The sequence below is a fragment of the Uliginosibacterium paludis genome, from assembly GCF_039631355.1.
GTDB lineage: Bacteria > Pseudomonadota > Gammaproteobacteria > Burkholderiales > Rhodocyclaceae > Uliginosibacterium > Uliginosibacterium paludis.
Map to the genome: position 1 here is coordinate 95,286 of NZ_JBDIVF010000005.1, position 25,490 is coordinate 120,775.

Annotated in this window: 26 protein-coding genes; 17 read left to right on the forward strand and 9 right to left on the reverse strand. The window is 59.1% G+C overall.

Going from position 1 to position 25,490, the window contains the following annotated elements; all coding sequences use genetic code 11:
• Nucleotide 1 precedes the first annotated feature (1 nt).
• The 3 genes from ABDB87_RS14040 to ABDB87_RS14050 are packed head-to-tail and all read right to left on the reverse strand — an operon-like array spanning nt 2 to nt 1,921.
• Complete coding sequence (locus tag ABDB87_RS14040) at nt 2-436, reverse strand: YkgJ family cysteine cluster protein (RefSeq protein ID WP_345928098.1); 435 nt, start codon at nt 434-436, stop codon at nt 2-4.
• A 4-nt stretch (nt 437-440) separates the two neighbouring features.
• Nucleotides 441-842 (reverse strand): PilZ domain-containing protein, encoded by a 402-nt coding sequence (locus ABDB87_RS14045; protein ID WP_345928100.1) that lies wholly within the window; start codon nt 840-842, stop codon nt 441-443.
• Nucleotides 839-1,921: an acyltransferase family protein gene (locus ABDB87_RS14050; RefSeq protein ID WP_345928102.1), complete on the reverse strand. Its 1,083-nt coding sequence runs from the start codon at nt 1,919-1,921 to the stop codon at nt 839-841. The genes ABDB87_RS14045 and ABDB87_RS14050 overlap by 4 nt, the downstream gene beginning before the upstream one ends.
• A 162-nt stretch (nt 1,922-2,083) precedes the next feature.
• Here ABDB87_RS14050 and ABDB87_RS14055 point away from each other — a divergent pair, with 162 nt between their 5' ends.
• The 3 genes from ABDB87_RS14055 to ABDB87_RS14065 all read left to right on the forward strand — a co-directional run bounded on the left by ABDB87_RS14055 (nt 2,084) and on the right by ABDB87_RS14065 (nt 3,804).
• The gene (locus tag ABDB87_RS14055) at nt 2,084-2,812 is read left to right on the forward strand and encodes a phosphatase PAP2 family protein (RefSeq protein WP_345928104.1); all 729 of its coding nucleotides are present in this window, start codon (nt 2,084-2,086) and stop codon (nt 2,810-2,812) included.
• A 60-nt stretch (nt 2,813-2,872) separates the two neighbouring features.
• Nucleotides 2,873-3,157, forward strand: a complete 285-nt coding sequence (locus tag ABDB87_RS14060) for a hypothetical protein (protein WP_345928106.1) — start codon at nt 2,873-2,875, stop codon at nt 3,155-3,157.
• 233 nt (nt 3,158-3,390) lie between these two features.
• Nucleotides 3,391-3,804: a bacteriohemerythrin gene (locus ABDB87_RS14065; RefSeq protein ID WP_345928108.1), complete on the forward strand. Its 414-nt coding sequence runs from the start codon at nt 3,391-3,393 to the stop codon at nt 3,802-3,804.
• Between the two features lie 255 nt (nt 3,805-4,059).
• Here the strand turns inward: ABDB87_RS14065 and ABDB87_RS14070 are convergent, their stop codons facing one another.
• Together ABDB87_RS14070 and ABDB87_RS14075 are read right to left on the reverse strand one after the other, a co-directional pair.
• A complete protein-coding gene (locus ABDB87_RS14070) occupies nt 4,060-4,665 on the reverse strand; it encodes an REP-associated tyrosine transposase (protein ID WP_345928110.1) in 606 nt (201 codons plus the stop codon).
• Nucleotides 4,666-5,063: 398 nt separating this feature from the next.
• Nucleotides 5,064-5,582, reverse strand: coding sequence for a hypothetical protein (locus ABDB87_RS14075; RefSeq protein WP_345928112.1), 519 nt, complete (start codon nt 5,580-5,582; stop codon nt 5,064-5,066).
• Nucleotides 5,583-5,849: 267 nt separating this feature from the next.
• Here ABDB87_RS14075 and ABDB87_RS14080 point away from each other — a divergent pair, with 267 nt between their 5' ends.
• From ABDB87_RS14080 to ABDB87_RS14135, 12 genes are all read left to right on the forward strand, one after another.
• On the forward strand, nt 5,850-7,256 hold the full coding sequence (locus ABDB87_RS14080) for an undecaprenyl-phosphate glucose phosphotransferase (RefSeq protein ID WP_345928114.1): 1,407 nt from the start codon (nt 5,850-5,852) through the stop codon (nt 7,254-7,256).
• Nucleotides 7,257-7,266: 10 nt separating this feature from the next.
• On the forward strand, nt 7,267-7,614 hold the full coding sequence (locus ABDB87_RS14085; protein ID WP_345928116.1) for a VanZ family protein: 348 nt from the start codon (nt 7,267-7,269) through the stop codon (nt 7,612-7,614).
• Nucleotides 7,615-9,537: 1,923 nt separating this feature from the next.
• Nucleotides 9,538-9,708 (forward strand): hypothetical protein, encoded by a 171-nt coding sequence (locus tag ABDB87_RS14090; protein ID WP_345928118.1) that lies wholly within the window; start codon nt 9,538-9,540, stop codon nt 9,706-9,708.
• 171 nt (nt 9,709-9,879) lie between these two features.
• Nucleotides 9,880-10,971: a GDP-L-fucose synthase family protein gene (locus ABDB87_RS14095; protein WP_428715125.1), complete on the forward strand. Its 1,092-nt coding sequence runs from the start codon at nt 9,880-9,882 to the stop codon at nt 10,969-10,971.
• A 163-nt stretch (nt 10,972-11,134) separates the two neighbouring features.
• Nucleotides 11,135-12,334 (forward strand): GDP-mannose 4,6-dehydratase, encoded by a 1,200-nt coding sequence (gene gmd / locus ABDB87_RS14100; RefSeq protein WP_345928122.1) that lies wholly within the window; start codon nt 11,135-11,137, stop codon nt 12,332-12,334.
• Between the two features lie 127 nt (nt 12,335-12,461).
• A complete protein-coding gene (locus ABDB87_RS14105; RefSeq protein ID WP_345928124.1) occupies nt 12,462-12,767 on the forward strand; it encodes a Rossmann-fold NAD(P)-binding domain-containing protein in 306 nt (101 codons plus the stop codon).
• 223 nt (nt 12,768-12,990) lie between these two features.
• Nucleotides 12,991-14,232, forward strand: coding sequence for an O-antigen ligase family protein (locus tag ABDB87_RS14110; protein ID WP_345928127.1), 1,242 nt, complete (start codon nt 12,991-12,993; stop codon nt 14,230-14,232).
• Nucleotides 14,233-14,269: 37 nt separating this feature from the next.
• Nucleotides 14,270-15,562 carry an oligosaccharide flippase family protein gene (locus ABDB87_RS14115; RefSeq protein WP_345928129.1) on the forward strand — a complete coding sequence of 431 codons (1,293 nt, stop codon included), beginning with the start codon at nt 14,270-14,272 and terminating at the stop codon, nt 15,560-15,562.
• The gene (locus ABDB87_RS14120) at nt 15,559-16,485 is read left to right on the forward strand and encodes a glycosyltransferase family 2 protein (RefSeq protein WP_345928131.1); all 927 of its coding nucleotides are present in this window, start codon (nt 15,559-15,561) and stop codon (nt 16,483-16,485) included. The genes ABDB87_RS14115 and ABDB87_RS14120 overlap by 4 nt, the downstream gene beginning before the upstream one ends.
• A 103-nt stretch (nt 16,486-16,588) precedes the next feature.
• A complete protein-coding gene (locus ABDB87_RS14125; RefSeq protein WP_345928286.1) occupies nt 16,589-17,692 on the forward strand; it encodes a glycosyltransferase family 4 protein in 1,104 nt (367 codons plus the stop codon).
• Between the two features lie 12 nt (nt 17,693-17,704).
• Entirely contained in the window at nt 17,705-18,868 is a 1,164-nt protein-coding gene (locus ABDB87_RS14130) for a glycosyltransferase (protein WP_345928133.1), read from the forward strand.
• Nucleotides 18,865-19,623, forward strand: coding sequence for a WecB/TagA/CpsF family glycosyltransferase (locus ABDB87_RS14135; protein WP_345928135.1), 759 nt, complete (start codon nt 18,865-18,867; stop codon nt 19,621-19,623). The genes ABDB87_RS14130 and ABDB87_RS14135 overlap by 4 nt, the downstream gene beginning before the upstream one ends.
• 90 nt (nt 19,624-19,713) lie before the next feature.
• On the opposite strand, the gene ABDB87_RS14140 is transcribed toward ABDB87_RS14135, so the two are convergent.
• From ABDB87_RS14140 to ABDB87_RS14155, 4 genes are all read right to left on the reverse strand, one after another.
• Complete coding sequence (locus ABDB87_RS14140) at nt 19,714-20,502, reverse strand: sialate O-acetylesterase (RefSeq protein WP_345928137.1); 789 nt, start codon at nt 20,500-20,502, stop codon at nt 19,714-19,716.
• Nucleotides 20,486-21,745, reverse strand: coding sequence for an acyltransferase family protein (locus tag ABDB87_RS14145; RefSeq protein ID WP_345928139.1), 1,260 nt, complete (start codon nt 21,743-21,745; stop codon nt 20,486-20,488). Before ABDB87_RS14145 ends, ABDB87_RS14140 begins: the two co-directional genes overlap by 17 nt.
• A gap of 1,169 nt (nt 21,746-22,914) precedes the next feature.
• A complete protein-coding gene (locus tag ABDB87_RS14150; protein ID WP_345928141.1) occupies nt 22,915-23,295 on the reverse strand; it encodes a type II toxin-antitoxin system VapC family toxin in 381 nt (126 codons plus the stop codon).
• Nucleotides 23,292-23,600 carry a hypothetical protein gene (locus ABDB87_RS14155; protein WP_345928143.1) on the reverse strand — a complete coding sequence of 103 codons (309 nt, stop codon included), beginning with the start codon at nt 23,598-23,600 and terminating at the stop codon, nt 23,292-23,294. Before ABDB87_RS14155 ends, ABDB87_RS14150 begins: the two co-directional genes overlap by 4 nt.
• 400 nt (nt 23,601-24,000) lie before the next feature.
• Here ABDB87_RS14155 and ABDB87_RS14160 point away from each other — a divergent pair, with 400 nt between their 5' ends.
• Both ABDB87_RS14160 and ABDB87_RS14165 read left to right on the forward strand, forming a co-directional pair.
• Entirely contained in the window at nt 24,001-24,462 is a 462-nt protein-coding gene (locus tag ABDB87_RS14160) for a DUF29 domain-containing protein (protein ID WP_345928145.1), read from the forward strand.
• Nucleotides 24,463-24,911: 449 nt separating this feature from the next.
• A complete protein-coding gene (locus ABDB87_RS14165; protein ID WP_345928147.1) occupies nt 24,912-25,394 on the forward strand; it encodes a hypothetical protein in 483 nt (160 codons plus the stop codon).
• Nucleotides 25,395-25,490 lie beyond the last annotated feature (96 nt).

Consider the following 25,490-nt stretch of genomic DNA (forward strand, 5'->3'; position numbering starts at 1 on the left):
CTCAGATTTCGTCGTCAGGGCGCTGGCGCTTGGCCGCCGGCTTCTGGTGGTAGGGGCAATAGCCCGGGCGCGGCCCGATTTTCTGCGGGTGGTTGCGGCAGGTGTCCGGCCGCTGCTCATAGACCGTGCAGCGGCGGGTCGCCGGATCCAGCAGGCGGCAGTCTCCGTTGGCCCGGCGGGCCAGCGTGAAGAGCGCATGGCGGAAATTGAAGTGCTCGATCAGCCCTTGTTTCTGCAAGCGCTTGGCGAGCTGCTTGGGGTCGCTGTCGAGCTCGAACTCGTCGATGAAACCCAGGCGGACGAGGTCACGTGCGCGGACTTCCGCCGGCATCGTGCAGCACACCGCATTGCAGCTGTCGCACAGCCCGTTGCGATACCTGACCCAGGTATCCAGGTCATCGCGGTCCGCGCTATGGATGACGGTGTGCTTCAGCACCGGCTCAGACCAGCGAGGGGCCGGTCACGATGGCCGTGGCGTCAGCAGGGGTCAGGCGCACCGACGCACCGCAGATCACGATCACGGTGAGCCATTCCTGCAGGATTTTTTCGCTGGCTTCGTCGAGATCCACGAAGCGGCAGCCGGTCTGGCCCGCAGCCTGATTCACAGCCACCGCGCGGCCCTTCACCTTGTCGCCGAAACCGTCGATCAGCCGCATCACGAACTCGAACTCGCCCTCGGGGCAGCCGGTATTGGCCGGCACACCGAAACCATCCAGTGAGAGGTCGATCAGCGCCAGGCGCCGCTCGTTGATGACCACCTCGATGCAGGGCTTGCCATCGCGAATGGCCGCGAAGCGCTGGCGCTGGCGGCGTTCAAAGCTGGTTTCTTTCTTTGCGTTCATGAGTTGCGCTGTGTCTGCTGGCGTAGGAATCCGGGCAAAAGCTGCCGGAGCGAGAAATTCGCAAGGCGGCTTTCGACATGGCGATGAAACTGGTGACCGGCCGCGATGCTCAGCTGCCATGCCAGGATCATGCCTGCCAGATTGATTACGGCCGAGTCCGGCGCAAGCTTGAAGACGATTGCATTGGTCAGCAGACACACCGGGAAGTGAATCAGGAAGACCGAATAGGAAATCCGGCTGAGCCAGTCCGTCAGCGCGAACGAAGGGCAGCGTTCCAGCCAGCCGCGGCGCATGCCCCAGCCCAGCAACAGCGCGGTGCACAAGGCCAGCGCGATGCGCGAGCGGAAGTCCAGCACCAGCGCAGCCAGGCCCAGCGCCAGCAGCAGCGCCAGCCAGAGACCGCCTTGCCGGCTTCGCCCGGCCCACTGCGCGGCAATGCCCATCGCATAAGCGCCGAAAAAGTAGATCCACCAGGAATCGAGCTCGGCCTGGCGGTTGAAAACGAAGAGCGAGGCCGCCGCCATGCCGCCAACCAGTGCAAACGTCGCGCTGCGCCAGCGTGGCAGATGGCGGGCCAGCCAGAGCATGCACGCGAAGGCCGCAAACAGCTGGAAATCGATGGCCACGTACCAGACGCCGGCCGAGAGGGATTCCTGCTCGGTCACGCCATGCAGCAGCAGCGCATGGCTGATGAACTGCCACAGGGCCGGCGCATCGGGAATCGACTCATGCACCATCAGCTGCCGTGCCAGCGCGGCAGCGAGAATGCTCAGCATCACCGCGACGGTGAGCGGCAGGGCCAGCCGGCAATAACGCGAAGAGAGCAAGTCAATTAGCCCGCGATCACGCGGCAGGCCGTCGGGCGCCAGCCCGCGGGCGGCGAGAAAGCCGGCGATCACCAGGAAGACCTGCACCGCGATGCGTGCGTAGTCATACAGCCAGTCGATGCCGGCCGGCACGAGCGAGTAGGCCGTATCCGACATCGGGCCGTAGAAGGCCAGATGATGCAGAACGATCAGCTGCGAGGCGACTGCCTTGAGCATGTCTACAAGCGGCAGTCGGGAACTCGTTCGGGTCATGGGAACAGCGTCTGATCGGGCAGGTATTACGGTGGCCGCGAGTCTACTCCCGCACCGGAGGCGGCGCCAGCGCCTGAAGTGGTCATCCGTCGGGTGTTTTGGCACAATCCGTGCGCTGGCTGATATTGCTTGGGCCGCGCATATCGGGCGGGAGGCCAGTACATGGAGTCATCGGCGGTCGGGCAGGGCGTTTCCTTTCCCCTGCGGTTCATCAGGAGCTTCCTGACCTGCTTCTGGTTCAAGGCCATCGGCACCACGGCCTTCACCACGGTCTTCTTCGTCGCCTATATCCACCTGCTCAAGAACCCCTCCGGCCCGGTCACCGAAGTCCCCCTGACTTGGTTCGACGCGGCTATCGGCTTCCAGCCCGCCGCACTGATTCCCTATCTCTCGCTCTGGCTGTATGTCTCGCTGCCGCCAACCTTCCTGCTGACGCGCACCGAGCTCGTGAAATACGGCCTGCACATCGGGCTCATGTGCATCACCGGGCTGCTGATCTTCTGGCTGTGGCCCACCGCGGTGCCGCCAGCCAATATTGACTGGGCGCGCTATCCCGGCATGGCGTTCCTGAAAGGCATCGACGCGGCCGGCAACGCCTGCCCCTCGCTGCATGTCGCTACCGCCCTGTTCTCCGCCATCTGGCTGGAGCACCTCCTGCGCCGCTTTGCTGCTCCGCGCGGGCTCCGGTGGTTCAGCGCCCTCTGGTGCCTCGCGATCATCTGGTCGACGGTTGCCACGCGCCAGCACGTGGTGCTCGACGCAGTGGCCGGTACGGCGCTGGCATTGCTGTTTGCCGGTTTGTCTTTTCGTTTTGTAAGGGTTTTACCTAGATCTTCGGCGAAAACTGAAATTCTCGAAAAAAAACGCGCAATCGCGTCAACCCGCTGCTGAGAGCAGGCGTTATTCGCCACATGGAGGCGTTCAGTTTCCCAATGAAAGGAAAGCAGCATTATGGGACACCAGATGTGTGATCAGACCTACGTCGAATTCCTTGAATCGATCAAGGCAGCCGGGGTCGCAATTACCAATGAAAACGAACTGCGTGAGCGACTGGGCGAAACCTGGCGCTGGCGTTTCGCGTTCATGACACTGGCAGCCAATGGCAAGTCGCTGGGCATCAACTTCCTGGACCGTGATGCCAGCCGTCACCTTGACGAGATCCGCGGTGCGTTTGCCCGCTATCAGTTCCCGGTCAACGCCGACGCCCTCTTCGAGCGCAGCCTCGCTGCCAGCTGATTACCGCATGTCAAGCGTGACAAGGGCCGGTGCGCAAGCACCGGCCCTTGTCGTTTCGGCGCCGCTTTCTTGAGTTGGCTCAGACGCCCGGGGGAAACGGAAAGCGCGCGCCAAAAAAAATGAAAAAGGATGTGCTGGATCAATCTGCCCTTTTGCCAACCTACAATCATTGAGGGGAACGGCGGAGCACCTCCGCACAACCGGTTTCTTTCATTGCATCAAGGAGTATCCCCATGAGCGTCGTCAAATGGACAAGCGATCTGGCTGTCGGCAACCCGGCCATCGACGAAGACCACCGCAACCTGTTCGACCTGCTCGAACGCCTGCATCACGACATGAGCACGGGGCAGATCAACCAGGAAACCCAGAGCATCGTCGATGCCCTGCGTGAATACGCCGAATCCCACTTCGCCCGCGAAGAGGAATTCATGCGCAAGATCAGCTACGAGCACTACCCCACCCACAAGGCCGAGCACGACCGCTTCGTCAGCGAAGTGTGTGCGCTGCAGTCGCGCGTGGCCCGCGGCGCCCGCACCGCCCAGCTCGACATCGACCAGTTCCTCGCCGGCTGGCTGCGCGAGCATGTGCTCGTGCGCGACATGGCCCTCGCGGCCGCCATCCACAAGGAAAGCGTCCCGGCCGCCTGAGCCGCCGACGCTTCAGCGGAACCGAAACGGGGCGCCATGCGCCCCGTTTTTTTACACCCCTCGTAGGGCGCCATGAGCAAAGCGAATCGCGCCGAAGCAGCCGGCACAACACATACACCGCAAACATTGCACACACGCCCATTAGTGCTTCCCAAGACCCGCGCATGTATATCTGCGGCGCAGTTCGCTTCGCTCAGTGCGCCCTACATCGCCCCTCGGGCGTCATGAGCGAATCGCGCCGAAGCCGCCTCCATCTCAATCCTCGTAGGTCGGCAAAGGCATGTCTCCGCGGCCCCAATCCCGCGGGTAGCGGGCGGCGGCCACGCAGGCGTGAAACGTCGAGAACGGCCAGTCCGCCACCGCAGAGACCAAGCCATGCTTGAGCGGATTGATATGCACGTAGTTCATGTGCGCGTCGAAATCGGCTTGGTCGCGGACAAGGTGCTCCCAGTAACGACGTTGCCAGACGCCCCGTTCGCCCCGCCGCACTCGCGTCATGGAGCGGGATTCTGTTGCCGGGATGCCACGCGAAAACCGCTGCTTGATCAGGCGCCAGCGGACCGCGAAATCCGCATCGCCGGAAGGCAGCTCGATGATGCAGTGCAGATGATCCGGCAGCACCACCCAAGCGTGGATGATGAAGGGATGCCGGCGCCGCACCCATGCCACGGATTCGCGCAGTCGGTCGATGTGGCGCACGAGCAGATCATTGCCTTCGCGCCGCAGCAGATTGACCGTGAAGAAATACGTGCCGCCCGCCTGCCAGAGTCGTCGATAGTCCATCGATCGAGTGTGGAGCGCGGCGGGCAGGAGGGGCAATGTCCTTTTGGGGTGGTGCAGTTCGTTGCGTTTAGTGGCCAACACCACTCGTAGGGCGCCATGAGCGAAGCGAATCGCGCCGAAGCGGGGGCACAAGACACTTCCCCGGAAACCGCGTGCGCACATGCTCATCAGCGTTTCCCAGAACCCGCGCGCGTATGTCTGCGGCGCAGTTCGCTGCGCTCAGTGCGCCCTACGTCACCATGAACGAGAAACGGCCTTACTTCACCGTCACCCGCAGTCGTTGGCGCTGTTACCACCCATAGGGCGCCATGAGCGAAGCGAATCGCGCCGAAGCGGGGGCCAAGACACAACCCCCGAAGCCGCGCGTACTCAAGCCCATCCGCGTTTCCAAAGAGCCGTTTCCGGCTTGATCGTATTTCCGCGGCGCAGTTCGCATCGCTCCGTGCGCCCTACGTCACCATGAACGAGAAGCGGCTTTACTTCACCGTCACCCGCAGGCGGACGTCGTTGGCGCCGTTGAGGTCGAGCGAGCCGCCGCGCTGGAGCACGGCGCTGAGTTGCTGCACTTCGGGGCTGCCGGCGTCGGGCGTGGTGATCTGGGCGACCTGGTTTTTCGCCTTGGCGTCTTGCGTGTAGCGCACGCTGCTGGCGGTCGGGCTCTTGGTGCGCAGCGTGGCGGTGAGCTTCACTGCATTCGCGCTCTGCTTTTCGGACGAGATCGTGAGCTCGGTGTTGGTCACCGCATGCTTGCACTGGGTACGGTCCGCATCGCATTCGAATGACACGGTCATCGGGAAGTTGATCGTGTAGGGCTTGCCGTCACCTGCCGGGAAGTTCATGTCTGCCAGCGAAGGTGCTTCCTGCGAGCCCAGGCTGCGGGCTCCGATCACGTTCACATGCACCTGCAGCGGTGCCTCGGACTTCCAGGGCAGGTACGAGCAGGCGGAGAGCAGGGCGACAGAAGCCACCAGGCCGGAGAGGGGTGCGAGTTTCATCTGCGTAAAACCTTTAATGAGCGTGGATGACGGACACAGGCTTTCTACTACGAATGGCCTACAAATGCACGACGCCCCGTCAGGCGCCGGCCGCCTCACGCAGGCAGACCGAGCATGCGGAATTCAGGGTGTTGCAGGCGCGCATTGTGAAAATTGCTCAAACACGTCCGGAAACCGAATCAATTTGCTCCCGCGTGAAATATTCACAGCCTTTCCTTTGGTCTGATCTGGCATTCTCGACCGAAATATCAAAATTGACAGTTTTCAATGAAGCACTCTGTGTCGGCAATCTCCTGGACGGGGCAGGAGAGCGCCCTCCGTACCCGTTTCCCGCTGATCGGCGTGGTCGAGACCCTGCTCGGCCCCTGTCTCGTGGTTCTCATGCTGATCCTCAGCGTGAAGTGGCACGGCATCCGCTTTGATCGCCACTACGCCGCGCTCGCCGTGCTCACCTTCCTGCTGCTCTACCCCGGGCTGCTGCGCATCTCCGAGAACCGCCGCCGCATGGCCTTCAAGGCGGTGCTGGCCTGGGCCACGCTGTGCATCACCATCACGCTTTTCGGGCGAGCCACCGGTTTCGCCGATTACTTCAACCCGAGCGTGATTCTGTTGTGGCAGCTCAGCACCTTCGCCGCGCTGCTGATCGCCCATGAAATCGCCCGCCGCCTGCTGCTGCGCGTTGTGGCGGGCGCCAAGCAGACCGCCATCATCGTCGGGGCGAATGAAACCGGCGCACGGCTCGCCGAGCACTTCGAAACCGACCCCTACTCGGGCATCGTGTTCAAGGGCTATTTTGACGACCGCACCGCTGACCGCATCCAGGCCTACCTCGGCCGCGCCTCCCTGCTGGGCGGTGTGCCCGAGCTGGCGCAATACGTGAAGCGCAAGGGCATCGACCAGATCTACATCGCGCTGCCCATGGCATCGCAACCGCGCATCCTCGCGCTGCTTGACGACCTCAAGGACACCACCGCCTCTGTTTTCTTCGCACCGGACGTGTTCGTGACCGAGCTCATCCAGGCGCGCGTCGAGCAGGTCGGCCAGATCCCCGTCGTGGCCGTCTGCGAAACGCCTTTCACCGGCGCAAACGCCGTGCTCAAGCGGATGGAAGACATCGTGCTCTCCACCCTCATCCTGATCGGCATCTCGCCCGTGCTGCTGGCCTGTGCCATCGCCGTGCGGCTCTCCTCGCCCGGCCCGATCATCTTCAAGCAGCGCCGCTACGGCCTCGATGGCAAGGAAGTGCTGGTCTACAAATTCCGCTCCATGACAGCCACCGACAATGGCGCCGTCGTGAAGCAGGCCACCCGCAACGACGCCCGCGTTACCCGCGTGGGCGCCTTCCTGCGCCGCACCTCGCTCGACGAGCTGCCGCAGTTCATCAACGTGCTGCAAGGGCGCATGAGCATCGTCGGCCCGCGCCCGCACGCCGTTGCGCACAACGAGGAATACCGCAAGCTCATCAAGGGCTACATGATCCGCCACAAGGTGCGCCCCGGCATCACCGGGCTCGCCCAGGTCAGCGGCGCCCGCGGCCTCACCGACACGCTCGACAAGATGGAGCGCCGCATCGCGCTCGACCTTGCCTACCTGCGCAACTGGTCACTCCTGCTCGACCTGCGCATCATCCTGCGCACCGTGGGCGTCGTGGCCAAGGACGAAACCGCCTTCTGAGGGCTCCGCCATGGCAGACACCGTCCGCAAACTCTCTGCCGCCGCCGCCAGTGTGCTGGTGCTGGCGCTCTTCGTGCTCGGCTCCAAGCCGGTTGCCGAAGGCCTCTTTTCCGCCCCGTGGGACAAACTCGCCCATCTGCTCTACTTCGCACTGTTTGCCGGCCTGCTTCATGTCGGCCTCGGCCGTACCCGGCGCAGCGCCCTCGTCGGGGCGGTGCTGCTCGGCATGGCCGACGAAATCAACCAGATCTGGCTGCCCGGCCGCAGCGCCAGCGTGGGCGACTTCCTCGCCGACGCCCTCGGCGCCGCCCTCGTCCTCAGCATCGCCTGGTACATCGCCTACCGCCGCACCGCCTGAGCCCCGCCCGCCCATCGAGGGCGCCCACAGCAGGGCACCCACAGCAGGGCACCCACAGTAGGGCGCCATGAGCGAAGCGAATCGCGCCGCACCCGCACCCGCACCGGCACGCACCCCCGCGCCCCACCCGCGCCCGCGTCCCCAGGCTTCCGCCCCCGACTCAACGCACCTCAAACGCAGGGCAGGGCACCACGCCCCACCCACCCGATGCCTGGGCACACAAGGCGCAGTTCGCTCCGCTCAGTGCGCCCTACGAAACCGACTCACGCCTGCCGAAGGGGCACACCCGTAGGGCACCTACCGTAGGGCGCCATGAGCGAAGCGAATCGCGCCGCACCCACCGGCACGTACCCCCGCGCCCCACCCGCGCCCGCCGCCGGGCGCACACCGAGGGCGCGCAAGACACCACGCCCCACCCACCCGATGCCTGGCACACACGGCGCAGTTCGCTCCGCTCAGTGCGCCCTACCAACCGACTCACGCCTGCCGAAGGGGCACACCCGTAGGGCGCCCACCGTAGGGCGCCATGAGCGAAGCGAATCGCGCCCCACCCGCACGCGCCGCCCGGCGCACACCGAGGGCGCCCAAGACACCACGCCCCACCCACCCGATGCCTGGCACACACGGCGCAGTTCGCTCCGCTCAGTGCGCCCTACGAACCCGACTCACGCCTGCCGAAGGGGCGCACCCGTAGGGCGTCCACCGTAGGGCGCCATGAGCGAAGCGAATCGCGCCGCACCCGCACCCACGCGCACGCACCCGCCCGCCCAAACCCCGCCGCACCCATCGTCCCCGAATCGCACCGAGCCCACTCACAAAAGTCGCCCTCAAATCGCGACTCAACCCCGCGCCCTCATCCCCAGTCTTCCGCCCCCGACCCAACGCAACTCAAACCCAGGGCAGGGCACCACGCCCCACCCACACGATGCCTGGCACACACGGCGCAGTTCGCTCCGCTCAGTGCGCCCTACGAAACCGACTCACGCCTGCCGAAGGGGCACACCCGTAGGGCACCTACCGTAGGGCGCCATGAGCGAAGCGAATCGCGCCGCACCCGCACCGGCACGCAGCCCCGCGCCCGCACCCGCGCCCTCATCCCCAGTCTTCCGCCCCCGACCCAACGCAACTCAAACCCAGGGCAGGGCACCACGCCCCACCCACCCGATGCCTCGCACACAAGGCGCAGTTCGCTCCGCTCAGTGCGCCCTACGAACCCGACTCACGCCTGCCGAAGGGGCGCACCCGTAGGGCGCCCACCGTAGGGCGCCATGAGCGAAGCGAATCGCGCCGCACCCGCACCGGCACGCACCCCCGCGCCCTACCCGCGCCCTCATCCCCAGGCTTCCGCCCCCGACTCAACGCACCTCAAACGCAGGGCAGGGCACCACGCCCCACCCACACGATGCCTGGCACACACGGCGCAGTTCGCTCCGCTCAGTGCGCCCTACGAACCCGACTCACGCCTGCCGAACGGGCGCACCCACGCCCCACCCGCGCCGAACCCACCCACGCTCGACTCCCAACTCCCAACTCCCAACTCCCAACTCCCAACTCCCAACTCCCCACTCCCAACTCCCCACTCCCAACCCTCCCACCAAAAACCCCACAACCGTCGCGCCCGCGCCACCCCCGCAACATGAATTCACATTTGATCCTGTTCATTTTTTCGTGAACGAGAACTACGTCTCACATACCCCCGTGACGGACGCCGTACCATTCGGGCAAGACCGTACAAAACCGAAGCAACAGAAATCGGACGCGGTTACCAGGTTTGCCGACCATCGGCAGGTCTGAAGGCATCAAGGCGATGAAACGGGCAAGGGTGCAAACGCTTGTCTGGCCTCATGCACCGGCTGGCGCGTGCGCACCCGCCGACCTGCAGCAGGCGCAACGCCGCACAAACCAGCAGAACCCGGGGGAATCATGAGTTTCTACATCCGTTGTGCCGCCGTATGCCTCGCCAGCTTTGGCGTGCTACTGCTCGGGCCCGGCTTCTCGGCCGCTGGCCAGCCGGAAGGCGGCGCAAACGTGGTCGAGGCCACCGCCTCCTCACCCGTCGCCTCACTCAGCCAGCCACAGCGCGCCATTCGCTGACCCCCGATTCCGCGCCGCACCGCCTGGCGCGCTCGCGCCGGTGCGGCAAATCCTTACCGCAAGCAGGCCACCCGCATCATGAACACCCCTCACACTCAGCACTCCGCTCTCAGCGCCCAGCGCTCCGCCGGCGCTGCCCACCCCCGCATCTTCGTCGCCGGCCACAACGGCATGGTCGGCTCCGCCATCGTCCGCCAGCTGGTGGCGCAAGGCGTGCCGCGTGAAAACATCATCACCAAGAGCCACAAGCAGCTCGACCTCACCGACCAGTCCGCCGTGCGCCACCTGCTGCAATTCGAAGAGATCGACCAGATCTACCTCGCCGCCGCCAAGGTGGGCGGCATTCACGCCAACAACACCTACCCGGCCGAGTTCATCTACTCCAACCTGATGATCGAAACCAGCGTGATTCAGGAAGCCTTCCGCGCCGGCATCCAGAAGCTGCTCTTCCTCGGCTCCAGCTGCATCTACCCCAAGCACGCGCCGCAACCGATGACGGAAGAGGCGCTCCTCACCGGCCAGCTCGAGCCCACCAACGAGCCCTACGCCATCGCCAAGATCGCCGGCATCAAGATCTGCGAAAGCTACAACCGCCAATACGGCACCGACTACCGCAGCGTGATGCCCACCAACCTCTACGGCCCGGGTGACAACTACCACCTGGCCAATAGCCACGTGCTGCCCGCCATGATCCGCAAGTTCCACCTGGCCCGCATGGCGATGGAGGGCGATCTCGCCGGCATCATCGCCAACGAGCGCCAATACGGCGAAATCCCGGCAGACATCCTCGCCATGCTCGGCCTGCTGCGCGACGAAGAGCGCGGCGGCCTCGCCGTGCTGCGCCGGCCCGATTCTGTGCAGCTCTGGGGCACCGGCACCCCCTACCGCGAATTCCTCTATGTGGATGACATGGCCGCCGCCAGCGTCTACGTGATGAATCTCGACAAAGCCACCTACGACCAGCACACCAGCCCCATGCTCAGCCACATCAACGTGGGCTACGGGTCAGATTTCACCATCCGCGAAATGGCCGAAAAGGTTGCCGCCGTGGTCGGCTACCAGGGCCGCATCGAGTTCGATGCCACCAAGCCCGACGGCACGCCGCGCAAGCTCATGAGCAGCGAGCGGCTCAACAAGCTCGGCTGGCAGGCACAGATCAATCTCGAAACCGGCCTGCGCCTCGCCTACGAGTCCTACCTCGGCAGCGAAGCGCGGGAGAGCATCGAGCGCCCGGCCAGGGCGCCCGCCCTCCAGCCCGCCTGATCCGCACGCCGGCCTTTTCCTGTCGTGCGGGCAAGCCCGCCTCGCACGGCGCGAAAGGCCGCTTGAGCAAAGCAAACTCCGCCAGGGCCGCGATCAGCGGCCCTTTACACATTGAAATACGCAGCACGCATCCCGATCCAGCATTCCATCCTTCACCCAAGCCATGAAAAAAGCGCTCATCACCGGCATCACCGGGCAAGACGGTTCCTACCTCGCTGAATTTCTGCTCGAAAAAGGCTACGAAGTGCACGGCATCAAGCGCCGCGCGTCGCAGTTCAACACCCAGCGTATTGACCACCTGTATCAGGATCCGCATATCGAGCATGCCCGCCTGAAGCTCCACTATGGTGATCTCACCGACACCTCCAACCTCACCCGCATCCTGCAGGAAGTGCAGCCGGACGAGGTCTATAACCTCGGCGCCCAATCCCATGTGGCGGTGAGCTTCGAGTCGCCCGAATACACGGCCGATGTCGACGCGGTCGGCACCTTGCGCCTGCTCGAAGCCATCCGCTTCCTTGGCCTGGAAAAGAAAACCCGCTTCTACCAGGCCTCCACCTCCGAGCTCTATGGCCTGGTGCAGGAAATCCCCCAGCGCGAAACCACCCCCTTCCACCCGCGCAGCCCCTATGCGGTGGCCAAAATGTACGCCTACTGGATCGCGGTGAATTACCGCGAGGCCTATGGCATGTATGCCTGCAACGGCATTCTCTTCAATCACGAGTCTCCGCGCCGGGGCGAAACCTTCGTCACCCGCAAGATCACCCGTGGCCTCGCCAATATCGCGCTGGGCCTCGAAAAATGTCTCTACATGGGCAATATCGATTCCCTGCGCGACTGGGGCCACGCCAAAGACTATGTGCGCATGCAATGGATGATGCTGCAGCAAGACCAGCCCGAAGACTTCGTGATCGCCACCGGCGTGCAATACAGCGTGCGCCAGTTCATCACCTGGAGCGCCGAGCACCTCGGCATCAAGCTGCGCTTTGAAGGGCAGGGCGTGGAAGAAATCGGCATCGTCGAATCGCTCACCGACAAATATCACGCCCTCATTCAGCACTCAGCACCCAGCACTCAGCACACCGCCGAAGGCGACCCCGACTCCCGACTCCCCACTCCCAACTCCCCGCCGTTAAAACCCGGCGATGTGATCGTAAAAATCGATCCGCGCTATTTCCGCCCTGCCGAAGTCGAAACCCTGCTGGGCGACCCGACCAAAGCCAAGGAAAAACTCGGCTGGGTGCCGGAAATCACCGTGCAGCAGATGTGTGAGGAAATGGTCGCGGCTGATCTTGAGGCGGCCAAGCGGCATGCCTTGCTGAAAGGGGCGGGGTTTGAGGTGGCGGTTTCAACCGAACGCTGACCGCCGCTCTCACCAAGCCAACAAGAATATATGGCGTAGGAACGGAAGGAAGCCCGCGTAGCCCGATAAAAAAGGGGCGCGGGCTTCTGCGTGAATGAAGGCAAAACGAGGGCGAAGCCCAAAAACCATGAAACGCACAACTAATCCAAATTCCGAAGCAATGCGCCACGATGTTGACGCCGGGATTGCGAACACCAGCCCGATGTGCAGCCATATCAACGTTGGCTTTGGCTCGGGTGTGACGATTCGCGAGGTCGCTGAAATGGTGGCTAAGGTGGTGGGTTACAAGGGGGCGATTGAGTTTGATGCCACCAAGCCGGACGGAACCCCAAGGAAAATAATGGACAGCAGCCGTCTCAACGCGCTTGGCTGGAAAGCTGCGGTGGAACTCGAAGCAGGGATCAGCAGCGCATTCAAGGCGTACTTGGCATGAAGGCGGTTTTTTGCAGCTTGCACCTTGAAGCCCGCGAAGCGGGCGCTCTTCGAACTGAATTTATGAATGCGCTAGGGGGGCGGGAGGGCTGCAGTGGAGCTTGAGGCGCGTATCAGGAGTGCGTTTGAGGCGTACCACGGGTGAGCGTTGGTTCAGTAATGCGATCAGGTTTGGGCAAAAGGCAAGACCTGCCAGCACGCCCTAATTAGACTCCGGAGGTTTGGTGAAAGAAACATCGTCACAAGGTTTTAAGCTGATTCAGTTTTTAAGTTTCATAGCCTTGCTATCTATTTTGCTGGCTAATCGCGCGGCAACGAAGATCGGCGTTGGACCGATCTACTTGCTTGATGTGGTAATCCTGATGAATGTGGTTTCGGTTGCTGGTGTTTTTTTTCATCACATCCGAAGTTTCAAGTACGCAGCCGGCTTGATTTTGATGGCCTTGTTGTGGATGTGCTATGAGAGAAGCAATGATTTGTGGGGGGATAATAATTTAAGGCGCGCGGCTATGGCGTTCTACTCGTTATTGCCTGCTCTGGTCATTACGTATGGCGATCGGCTCTATCGTGTTATTCGAGAAAGGTACAAGATACTTTCGCTTCTGGTGTTGTTGTGTACCTTGGGCGGATTTCTAGAGAATTTACAGCCAACTATCTCTTCCCAGGTTCTGGCATTTTTTTTGCTAGTTTCTGTTTTTGATGACCAGGTCAAGGGAAGGAAAAAAGCTGTGTCGGTATTGGTTGTTTTGATTTGTTTTCTTCTCGTTGTATCAGGGGTCTCAAGTGGAGGGCCGGCCTACCGTACTCCGGTAATAGGGCTGGTGCTTGGACTCATATTCTCAAATGTTGCTTGGTTATTTAATGCGCGCAAGGATTTCTATCGAGCAGTTGCGCTCAGAAATCTCGTTGGCGCCGCCGTTCTGGGGGTGACAGTCCTGGTTACCCTGAGCTGGCATCCCGTGGTGGCACAGTTTATTGCTGGTGCTGCGGGCTTGGCTGGAGTTGAATATCAGGCGCCAGAATCTGTTTTTAATCGTGAGAGAGGTGACGCTGCAGGCACGGCAGAGACGAGAACTGTTTTCTGGAAGTCAATCATTGAAAACGCGAAAACGTCGGATTCGATCATGTTGATCGGGAACGGTCATTTTTTGTCGTTTTTCGAGAAAACAAAGCCCTACGAGGGGTTTGTTGACGAGGATCTGCTTGAGCCTCATAACTCGTTCATGGGAATGTTCTACCGGTACGGATTGATAGGTCTGGGGTTGCTCTTGGCTTTTGTGTTCTCCATGAGGAGAAAACCTGTAACAGACCAAGGTATTGCCTTCTCCGTAGCGACGGCTACGTTGGCCATTGTTTATTGCTTCTTTGAGGTGGCGTTAGAGTCCCCCCATGGGGCGCTTGTTTTTTGGCTTGTTTGGTTGGCTCCGATTTATTTTAGTAAAAAAACCATGGCTGCCAATTTTTAATTTATTCATGCCAAAGAAATGATTGCGACGGGTTTCTATGTTGTCCTTTAATCTAAGAAAATCATTTTTGTATTCGGTTGATGTTTTTAGTGCCGTGCTGTTTGGTATTGGTACGCTTGTTATCCTGGCAAGATATTTTTCTAAAGTTGAGGTGGCCCATCTTGCGACTACTCAGTCAGCTTGCGCGTTGTTAGCATTTTTAATAACTCTCGGGCTGGATCAGTTTTTGGCTAGAGAGTTCTCAAAAGGCAAGGGGAAAGGGTGCTTGCTTGGTGTGCTTATTATTCAATCAATTCTCTTTTTTCCTTATGTAGGGCTTGTTTACTTCGTCCTGCAGTTTGGCGAAAAAATTTCACTGTTCAACGTCTTGGTGGTGGCTTGCGGCTTTGCTTTTTCCATAAGCAATCCGGCGAAAATATATTTACAGGCGCACAATCTCGCGGAAAAGTGTGCTCAGGCGGCTATTTTTTCTAGGCTTGTAGGGCTGTTTTTTTTGTTATTTCTCGTTGTGAGTGGGGCTGATTATTCGCTGTGCCTTCTTTATCTGCCGGTGCAGTCGGCCTTGTTTTTTTTCATAAATGTTTATCACGCGCGAGAATTGATAGGTGATGGCGTTGGAGTTGGCGAGACTTTTAGGCTGATAAGAGAGGCTTTTCCTGTTCTGGCGGCGTCGGTCATATACCCAGTTTACATGTATGCGGATAATTTAATCCTGTCATTCTTTGGTGCTGGTGAAAAGATTGCTATCTATGCCCCTGCTTCAAAAATTGTTATCCAGCTGTTTTTGATTGGTCAGATTGTTTCATTGACTTTTTATAAGCACCTGACTTCGAGAGTTGATTTTCCGGAAGAGTTTTCAAGGTACTGCAAAGCTCTTGGTCAGGTGTATTTTTTTATAGCAATTTTAACTGTATTTTCTGTTTTTTTGCTTTCGGATGTTTTGATTCTGTTTTTGTTTGGAAGTGGGTTTTCAGATTCCTCCGGGGTTCTTCGGATATTGTGTCTTACTCTGTTGTTTTCTATACCGGGGGCCCTCTTTAGTCGTCTTTTGATTATCACAAGAAATTCAAAAATAGAGTTATATAAATCGTTGATTACTGCGAGCGTGTGCGTCGCGGCGAATTTACTCTTTGTTCCTTTGTTTGGGATACATGGCGCGGCGGTTGCTTCAGTGTTGTCTTATTTTGTGGCGGATTTTCTTTCCTATTTTTTGTTTAGGGAAACTAGGGTTCTTGTTGTTGGCGTTTTTTGTGGATATCTGGATTTGTTTGTGAGTCCGGTTTTTGCATTAAGAAACATAGTTTCTACTTTGAAGAGCGTGCCGCTATGATAGTTTCTGTAATCATTCCAGCTTTTAATGCTGAAGAGCATATAGTTGAATGCGTGGGTAGCGCGCTGCTGCCGTCTGGAGTGGGGGAGGTTATTGTTGTTGATGACGGTAGTGTGGATAACACTGTTGGCGTTCTTCGCGAGAGTTTTGGGAAAAATATTGAAGATGGGTCTTTGAAGTTGATATGTCAGCGCAACTCGGGTGTTAGCGCTGCTAGGAATGCGGCTTTAAATTTGGCGTCTGGAGACTATGTTGCGTTTTTGGATGCTGATGATTATTTTTTTTCAGATTACTATAAAAAAATATTTGACTTGATCGATTCTGTTTCGCCCGACCTAATCGAAATAGGGTTTCGACGCTTTGGGGAAGGGGTCGATAATAATAGAGCGCCGATCGAGTTTGTTTGTAGTCCAGATGATGGGTTGAGCGCTTTTGAATCTGCATGTGTAGCAGGAGCTTGGTATGCGTGGTGTCGTGTAGTTAAGCGGTCGATTCTACCTCTTCATAAGTTTGATGAGAGTATCCGTTATTGCGAAGATATGGTTTTTTTGGTTGATGTTTACAGGAGTGCTAAAAGTGTTGCGAGGGTGAATGAGGCTCTGTATGCCTATCGGCAGCACTCTTCTAGTGCGTGCCAGAATCAAAAGCCAGAATATATTGATGGGTTGTTGCTGTTCTTGAGTAGAAATAGTGTGTCTGGGGTGCGTTCGTTTAATAATGTAATTGTCGATAGTTTGTACAATGTCTGCAGAGTAAATAATTCTCTGGAGAGTCCTTATCGGTTTACGTTCAAACAGTTGGGGGTAAATTTTTTAAAGGGTTTTCTTGCGGCGTTGTGGCAGAAGAAAGTAAGAGTGAGGAATACATTATTTGCAATAATTCCACCTCCGGTTAGTAGGTTTGTTTATAAAATTTTGTTTTGAGTTTTTGGTTTTGTGTTTTTTTTGGCTTTTTAGGTATTTTGTTTGGATGTTTGGGTTGTGTTGATGTTCGGAGAAGCGTGTGAGGATAGTTGTTTCGACCATAATGAGGCCTCGGGGTGTGACGGGGGTTCAAACTCACTTTCAGCAGTTCATGGGGTATCTGCAATCTCGGGCGATTGAAACGTGTCTTGTGACGCCTTACTCCGTCAGCAAGCTGCTGGTGTATCCGCTTTTCGCGCTGCGCCGCCTGATTCATTTTTTCAGTACCAGCTGGAGTGTATGGTGGTACCGCGAGGTTCACGCATGGGTATTGAAAATAGCCCTGCGGCGCAGTTTGCGTGATGCGGAGGGTTGCGTCGTGTATGCACAGTGCCCATTGTCCGCAGCCGCTGCATTGCGTGTCAGGCGTCCAGGGCAGCGCGTTGTGCTGGTGGCTCATTTCAATATCTCTCAAGCCGACGAGTGGGTCGGCATGGGCTTGATCGATAAAGATGGGTGGCTTTACCGGAGCATTCTTGCATTTGAGGCTAGGGTGTTGCCGCAGTTGGATGGAATTGTTTATGTGTCGCGCTTCATGCAAGAGCATGTAGAAAGCCGGATCCCCTCCGTTAAGGCTGTGCGCTCCGTGGTATTGCCGAATTTTGTATCAGACCCACGTGACGTCTCAGTTGCCTCCCCTGTGGCGGATTTGATTACGATCGGGACTGTCGAGCCGAGGAAGAACCAGCTTTATCTCGTCGAGATTCTTGCTGCGGCGAAAAGTATGGGACGCGTTCTGACCCTGACTGTTGTAGGTGACGGGCCTGACTTGAGCCGGATGAAGCAACGTGCGAAACATTTGGATGTTGAGTCTCAAATCTTTTTTAAGGGATTCGTGCCTAATGCGGCTAGTTTAATTTCCGGGCACAGAGCCTATATCCATGTAGCCCGGATGGAGAGTTTTGGAATTGTATTGATTGAAGCGCAGGCTTGTGGTGTGCCCGTGTTTGCCCCCAAGGCAGGTGGTATGGGGGAGGCTTTTGAAGACGGGGTGACTGGCTGGGGGATTCCTCTTGGGGATGTTCAAGCTGCAGCCAGAGTGTTGATTGCGATTTTTTCTGACGAAGATATGTTGCAGTCTGCTGGAAGTGCAGCGCGAGAGAGGTTTTTGAATTATTTTGAAACGACTCGCGTGGCGAGTGAGTTGCGTTCGTTTCTGGTGTCGTGATCTGCACAAAAGATGAAAATTCTGCTAGTTCATAATGCCTATAAAAATCGCGGTGGGGAGGATTCTGTTGTCGACGCCGAACAACAGCTTCTCTCTTCGCACGGCTCAAGCGTTCAAACTTGTTTCGCCTCCAACGATGCCATCGACGGAATGTCCAGGCCGCAGTTGATCAGGGCGACGTTCTGGAACCCGGGCAACAAGGCGTTGCTCCAGGAGAGGGCGAAGGCGTTCCGGCCCGACCTGATTCATGTGCACAACACCTTTCCGCTGATTTCTCCTTCCATTTACTGGGCTGCGGATCATTTGGGTATTCCCGTCGTCCAGACTATCCACAATTTCCGCCTGCATTGCCCCCAGGCCATGTTTTTGCGTGGCGGAGAGGTTTGTGAAGACTGTAAGGGCAATCTGCCTTGGCGTGGCGTGGTTCGCAAGTGCTACCGGAACTCCTATGCACAGTCTGCCGTGCTGGCCGGGATGGTGAGCGTTCACCGGGCCATGGGTACTTACGACAAGAAGGTGACCCGCTATATCGCGCTGAATCATTTCTGTCGCGATAAGTTGATTGAAGGTGGCTTGCCTGCTGAGCGCATCGTGATCAAGCCGAATTTCATCGATGCCGGCCCGGCGGATCTTGAAGGCGCGCGCAGCGGCGGACTTTTCGTTGGCCGACTCTCTGCGGAAAAGGGCATAGCTGTGCTGGCGGGGGCGGCTGAGCAGTGTGCTGCCAGGGTTTCGGTGATCGGTGGCGGCGAGTTGGCCGGGATTGCAGAGAAGGCATTTGGCGAGCGCTATCTCGGTTTCCGGGATCTGCCCTTCATTCTCGAAGCCATGCGTAATGCGGTTTATTTGGTAGTGCCTAGCATTTGTTACGAAAGTTTTCCTCGCACGATTGTTGAAGCTTTCGCTTCGGGCTTGCCGGTGATTGCCAGCCGCCTGGGGGCATTAGCCGAGATCGTGGAGGAGGGGCGCACAGGTTTGCTGTTCGAGCCGGGCAATGCGGCCGATCTGGCCCAGAAGCTGGCCTGGGCTGAGGCGAACCCCGATGAGATGGCGCGAATGGGGCGGAATGCGCGTGCCGAGTACGAGGCCAAGTACACGGCGGCAACGAATTATCAGCAGTTGATGGCGATTTACGCAGAAGCGATCGAAGCCAAGGCGAAGGAAATTAGGAAATGAATGATCTGGTTCGCAAGACGCAAATTGTGCTGACGGCCCCCATCGATGTCATCGACTGGGATGGAGCCATACGCCGGATTCAGGCATGGGGACGTGCATGTGAGAGCCGTTATGTCTGCATCGTGAATGCGCATTCTGTGGTGACCGCTGCGCAGGACGCGTCTTTCGGTGCGGTGCTTGACGGCGCTGACATGTCGACGCCTGACGGTGCGCCCGTTGCCTGGATGCTGCGCAAGCTCGGACATGCCTCACAAGAGCGGATCAATGGCCCGGATCTGATGTGGAAGTACTGCGAGGCCATCGCTGGGTCGGAAGAGTCGATCTATCTGTTTGGCGGTACGCCCGAAACGCTGGATACCTTGCAGCGGGTGCTGGGCGAGAAGATTCCCGGAGTGAAGATTGCTGGCGCCTATTCGCCGCCTTTTCGCGCAGCGACGCCCGAGGAGGATGCCGAGATCGTTGAGCGGATCAATTCGTCCGGTGCGGGCACGGTGTGGGTGAGCTTGGGCTGCCCGAAGCAGGAGAAATGGATGGCTGGGCATCGCGGCCGGATCAATGCCGTGATGATCGGTGTGGGCGCGGCCTTTGATTACCACGCCGGAACGATTATCCGGGCACCGCTGTGGATGCAGCGCAATGGCCTGGAGTGGCTGCATCGTTTGTGCTCCGAGCCACGCCGCTTGTGGAAGCGTTATTTCGTGACGAACACGCTGTTTATCATGGGCGCTGCGAGGCAGTTGATCTTTTCTAAGTGAGCCGTAATGAGGCTGCCTGTGAATCGCCTTGGCTTTCCGTGGCGGCCTCTTGGTTTGAGTCAGGCGGCTATGGCAGCCTGACTGGCGAGCTCATCGGAAGAATCGCAAGAGCGTTTCCTCTTCGGTGACATGGTCTGTTCTCTGGGCGTCTTGCAACGCCTTAAACCACAGTCCAGCGGCGACCTCCTGCCCAGCCTTGTTCAGGTGACAGCTGTCTGTGCGGAGCCCTTTCTCAATACTGTTGATGTCCGGGCCCTTGAAGTAGCCGTGCAGGGCGTTGCGGGCGAGTCGCTCCTGCGCTTGTGCAATTCGATTGTCAGACTGCCCGAAGCAGCTTGAATGGATTGCGATCAGCCAGTCTCGTGCACCGCTTGTTTGTCTGAGCTCCCGGACAAGGTCTTTCAGCGCATTTTCATATCGAATGGGGTCGCTTCCAATGTCGCTCGACCCTTGGAGCCAGAATCCGTAATCAAAGCGTATTTTTTTGTCTTCGATCAGTTTGAACGCTGATTGGAGTTTGGCGTAGGCACGACCGCCGGGGCGCCAGTCATGCACGCTCGTGCCTCCGACGCCGATGGACATGAAAGTCACTTTCTGCGCCATACCGGATTCAATGATCCGCTTTCCCAGTGGCAGCCAGATTGAGCCGCCGTCGCAGTCTGCCCATTGCAGAGGGTCGCGTGCTTCGATTTCTAAACCATCTTTTGATACCTGGAAGACCCCCGCTTCGGGACCGAATCGATGCTGATTGCAGTTGGAAGAAATTGATTGGCCGGCGACGAGAATGCGCAAATGCCGATCTGTGGATTCCGCGGCAATAGCGTTGGAGCAGATGAGTATCCCGGCCGATATGAACAGAGACTTAGCAACCAATGACATGACGACTTCTCTCTCTTAGAGTTTTTTGAATTGTCCGTACGATAAAGATCGACGCGCCGAAAACCACGAGCGTTTCCATGATAAATAACGACATCCAGCTCATTTCGGGGAGCATCGGCAATGTGAAGCTGAATGCAAAGCTTACAAAGCCATGCAGAAAAAAGAGACCGAAACTGATGGAAGCCAGAAATCTTAATGCACGAACCTCCCGGTTCATGAACTTCATGAGTAATGGCATCAGTATCATGAGCAGCCCCAGTTTCGAGACTTGCGCGACATCCAGTCGCCCGATGTTTGCCATGAAGCCCGGTGGTGTATGTGTGTTTTCAGAATTTACGATTATTGATGATCCGAAAACAAGCAAGCCGATGAGTGTCCAGATGATCCAGTGCTTCTGTATGTGTCCGATTTCTTCAAGACGACAAGCTGAAATTCCAGCGAGGTAGAAGCCGGCGAAGTGTAAGAAGCTCAGGACCGGATTCAGGTTGTAGATCGGCCTGCAGGTAAATACAGAAATCATGAGCCCTGCAATGGTCGCCAGGTGAAGCCATTTGGCTTGAGCTGTGGCAAGGAATGCCGGTGAGAGCAGAAAGAAAACGAAGATCATCGGCATGAACCAGAGCGGACCTATGAAATCTCCGCCGACGATGATTGACCAGATGAAATAAGCCGGAGCGCTCAGGTCGAGGTATTCATGCCGTCCGCGCACGATAGAGATCGTGCTCGCGAGGCAGATCAATATCACGTAGGGCGAAACGACGTTCTTCAGCTTCCGGGCGAGGTAGCGCCGATAGTTGAAGCGTAGGGATTCGAGTGCGCAAAAAAGGTAGCCCGATATGAATACGAACCAAGCCGTGGCATTGGATACCAGAAAGTAGAACCACTTTGAGCCACCCTCCGCCATTGACGGCGTATTCAAGTGGCCTGCCATGACGAAGAGGATTGAGAGTGCACGAAAACTGTCGATGTGATGCTTGTGCTGCATGGTGCTGCCTGACGCGGAGGGCGGGATTTTAGTCTTCTTTCGTTCGATAAAAAGACGAAAGAGTGAGGAGTGTGACAAATTCATCCGGCGCGTTGGGATGCTCAGGCAAGCTGTGTTTGTGCAATGCAACAACGTTTTTTCTTTGCAAACCGATTTCAAGAGGGTTTGGAAGGAGAAAGAGCTATTGGGGTTGGCGAGGGTGCGGCCTTGACGGTCACGCCCGAGCAGCCGCAAGCCATGGCCGATGTGGTGCTGCAACTCGCGGCCGACCCCTGCCTGCGCCAGCGCCTCGGCACCGCCGGCCGGGCCTGGGCGGAACAGAACCTGGATCGGGATGCGGTGCTGGCAAAGTATGTGGCGTGCCTTCGGCAGGGGGCTGAGTGCTGGGGGCGCCTTCGGCTGAGTACTGGGGTTACGGGAAGTGGCGGGCCGGCCTGCGGCCGGCGTGCTTAGCTCGGAGTAGGGCGCACTGAGCGGTAGCGAACTGCGCCGTAGAGGTAGGGCTTGTAAGCCGTTCGTGGTGAGCCTGTCGAACCATGAATGGCTTGCTCCCCGTGGAAAAATCGCCGTTTTGCCCTTCGACAGGTTCAGGGCGAACGGCGATTTTTCCTTGACTGACTGGCATGACGCCCCGGGCGCCCGAGCCCGGTGGCCGGGATTGTTGTGGGGCTGCTTCGATGCGCTTCGCTCGGAGTAGGGCGCCCTGAGCGCAGCGAAGCGCGCCGCAGTGGTCGGGCTTGTTGTGGGGGAGGCTTCGGCGCGCTTCGCGTTGCTCAGGGCGCCCTACGGGAAAGGGCGCCGCAGGCTTGGGGCGAGCTCCCGGAAGTCTCGTTCCCGCACGCAGTGCCCGCGAGCCTCGCCTTGTTGTGGCGACCTTGGAGGGGGGGGGCGTTTCACTTTTTCGGGTCTTGGTGTAATGCCCGTCAGTCAAGCGAGTCGTGGTGAGCCTGTCGAACCATGAATGGCTTGCTCCCCCTGGAAAAATCGCCGTTTTGCCCTTCGACAGGTTCAGGGCGAACGGCGATTTTTCCTTGACTGACTGGCATGACGCCCCGGGCGCCCGAGCCCGGTGGCCGGGATTGTTGTGGGGCTGCTTCGATGCGCTTCGCTCGGAGTAGGGCGCCCTGAGCGCAGCGAAGCGCGCCGCAGTGGTCGGGCTTGTTGTGGGGGAGGCTTCGGCGCGCTTCGCGTTGCTCAGGGCGCCCTACGGGAAAGGGCGCCGCAGGCTTGGGGCGAGCTCCCGGAAGTCTCGTTCCCGCACGCAGTGCCCGCGAGCCTCGCCTTGTTGTGGCGACCTTGGAGGGGGCGTTTCACTTTTGCGCGGGTCATTTCACTTTTTCAGCCTTTGGTGTGCAATCCAGCGAACTTGACCGCCTCGGTGGCCTGACTTGAGCAGTTGGCTGCGCCGGCTCATGCGCTTGGGGCCATCAATGCAGCGCAGGTCGGTGCAGTACCCCAAAGCGGACAGCCAGGTCGGCCAGGCGCTTGTCCAGCGTCCACAATTGAGCATCGGGCGTCATCAGCGTTGATGCCAGTAACAGCACATCCACCAGCCCGCAGCCCAGCCCGAAAAGTGCTTCTCGCTCGATGAACGCCATTGCTTCAGGCAGGGTGGCTTGTTGGGACGGGCGGAGCAGCGCTAAATCCCCGAGCGTCTGGGTGCGCGCAGGCGGCGTTCCGCAAGCAAGCTCCCCCAGAACCAAGGGGTGCATCAGGGTGCGGTCAGAGGTGAGCAGATCAATCAGCGCGTCGTTGCGCTCACGAAAATGCTCGACCCAAACCGAGGTGTCTACGAGTACATCCTTCATTGCGCAGGCGCCGCTTGCCTGCGCGGCACGTTCTGCATGTCTGGCTCAGTGGCGCCCAGGGCGGCGAGGCGCTTGGCCGCGCGAACCCGAATGAAGGTCTTGATTGCTTCGCGGAACAGGTCGGCCTTGTCCATCGTCGGATCTGCCACGTCAAGCGCTTGCTGGTACAGGGCATCCTCAATCGTCACGGTCGTTCTCACTGGGTTCTCCTTGTGCTGAGGTTGATGTAAATATGCATCAATATCAGCATCTTCACAAGCGCCTGCATTTGAAAACGATGAAGCCGCTTTTTTCGGCTGCGACAAACACCATCCACCACAATCAGCGCCGAAGGCGCGGCCTTGCGTTCGGCGTAGGGCGCACTGAGCGGTAGCGAACTGCGCCGTAGCGGGTGTGGCTCGGGCGCTTGCTTTGTTGTGCCGGGTGGTTTGGGTGGGCGGCTTGAGCTTGGGGTGTGCGGGCGGTGGGCTTCGGCGCGCTTCGCTTTGCTCAGGGCGCCCTACGAGCTTGTTCGGGGCGCCCCACGGGGGAAGCGCGCCGCAGGCCTTTAACGGGCGCCGTGAAATGCCTTTCCGGCTCCTCCAGGCGCCTTTCTCGCTTGCGCGGGTCAGGCCGCACGCCTTGCGATGCCATCCCGGTGAAGCCCGGGTTCGCAGTTATGGGCGTGCTAGCATTTAGCGGGATACGGTTGGAAGGAGTTTTGCCATGCAAACCTACGAACATGACATCAATGCTTGGGCAATTGAGCAAGCGCGCTTGTTGCGTGCCGGGCGGTTTGACTTGCTGGACATCGAGCATATTGCCGGGGAGATTGAAGACGTGGGCAAAAGCGAACAGCGTGAGTTGGCCAGCCGTATGGTTGTTTTGCTGGCGCACTTGCTCAAGTGGGCGTATCAGCCTGAGCGCAGAGGCGCTAGTTGGGAAAAGACGATAACGGCTCAACGCAAGGAAATCAGCTATGCGCTGGATGAGTCGCCGAGCTTGGCGCCTAAATTGCAAGAGCCTCGTTGGCTGGATATGGTGTGGGCGCGTGCGATTGCTCAAGCGGTGAGCGAAACCGGGCTGGATTGTTTTCCCGAGGAATGCCCTTGGGTTATTCAGGATGAAGTTCTGGCCGGGGGGTGGCTGCCTGGGTCACCTGCTGCAGTGCCGAGGACTAAGGGCTGAGTTGCAGGGCTCCGCAGTGGTCGGGCTTGTTGTGGGGCTGCTTCGGCGCGCTTCGCGTTGCTCAGGGCGCCCTACGGAGGAGTCGGGCGCCCTGCGGGTGTTTCGGCGTTTGGCGTAGGGCGCACTGAGCGGTAGCGAACTGCGCCGCAGCGGGTGTGGCCCGGGCGCTTGCTTTGTTGTGCCGGGTGGTTTGGGTGGGCGGCTTGAGTTTGGGGTGTGCGGGCGGTGGGGGGCGGCGCGCTTCGCTTTGCTCAGGGCGCCCTACGTGGCAGTTGGGCGACCTCCGAGGTATTTGGGCGCCTTGTGTGGGCTTTCGACCGACGGCTTGCCTGGCGCGTTGTGCGGTTGGTGTGAATTAGTTCCGCTTTCGTAGCGGAATCGAACAAGGGCGAGAAATCGCGGGTGCTAGACTTCGCGTAGATTTCTTGCTGGATTTTTGAGGAGGCTTTATGGCCGTTGTGAAGAGTGTTTCCGTGCTGGTTCTGGCGCTGAGCTGCGCTGTGACCGGTGTTGCCATGGCGCAATCCGCTGCTGCTCCGGCTCCCGTGGTCGTCAAGGCTCCGGCGGCTGTCGAGGCGAAGGTGAAAGCCGAGCTGAAGGCTGGCAAGAGCGCAGGCCAGGTGGCCAAGGATCTGGCGGCTGAGGGCGTGTCCCCGGCGCAGATCGCTGCGGCGCTGCTGGAGGCCGGTCTCACTTCCTCCCAGGCTGTGGCTGCGCTGAGCGCCGCAGGTGTGCCGGCAACCCAGGCCAACAGCGCGCTGATCGCTGCAGGTGGTGACCCGACCGCTGCGCTGCCCTCCACCGCGGCAGGTCCGAATTCCGGCCAGCAAGCGACGGGTGACAACGCCGGTGTGGGCGGTGCGCCGTCGACGGCTCCGGCCATCACTGCACCGTCTTTCGGTGGTAGCGGTGGCGGCGCAAGCCGTAGCTGAGCAGGGTTTAAGGCCTGAAATGGCAGCTTCGGCTGCCATTTTTGTTTGCTGATCCGGTTTATCCGGATTGGATATGGAAGGTGGCGAGTTTGAGGC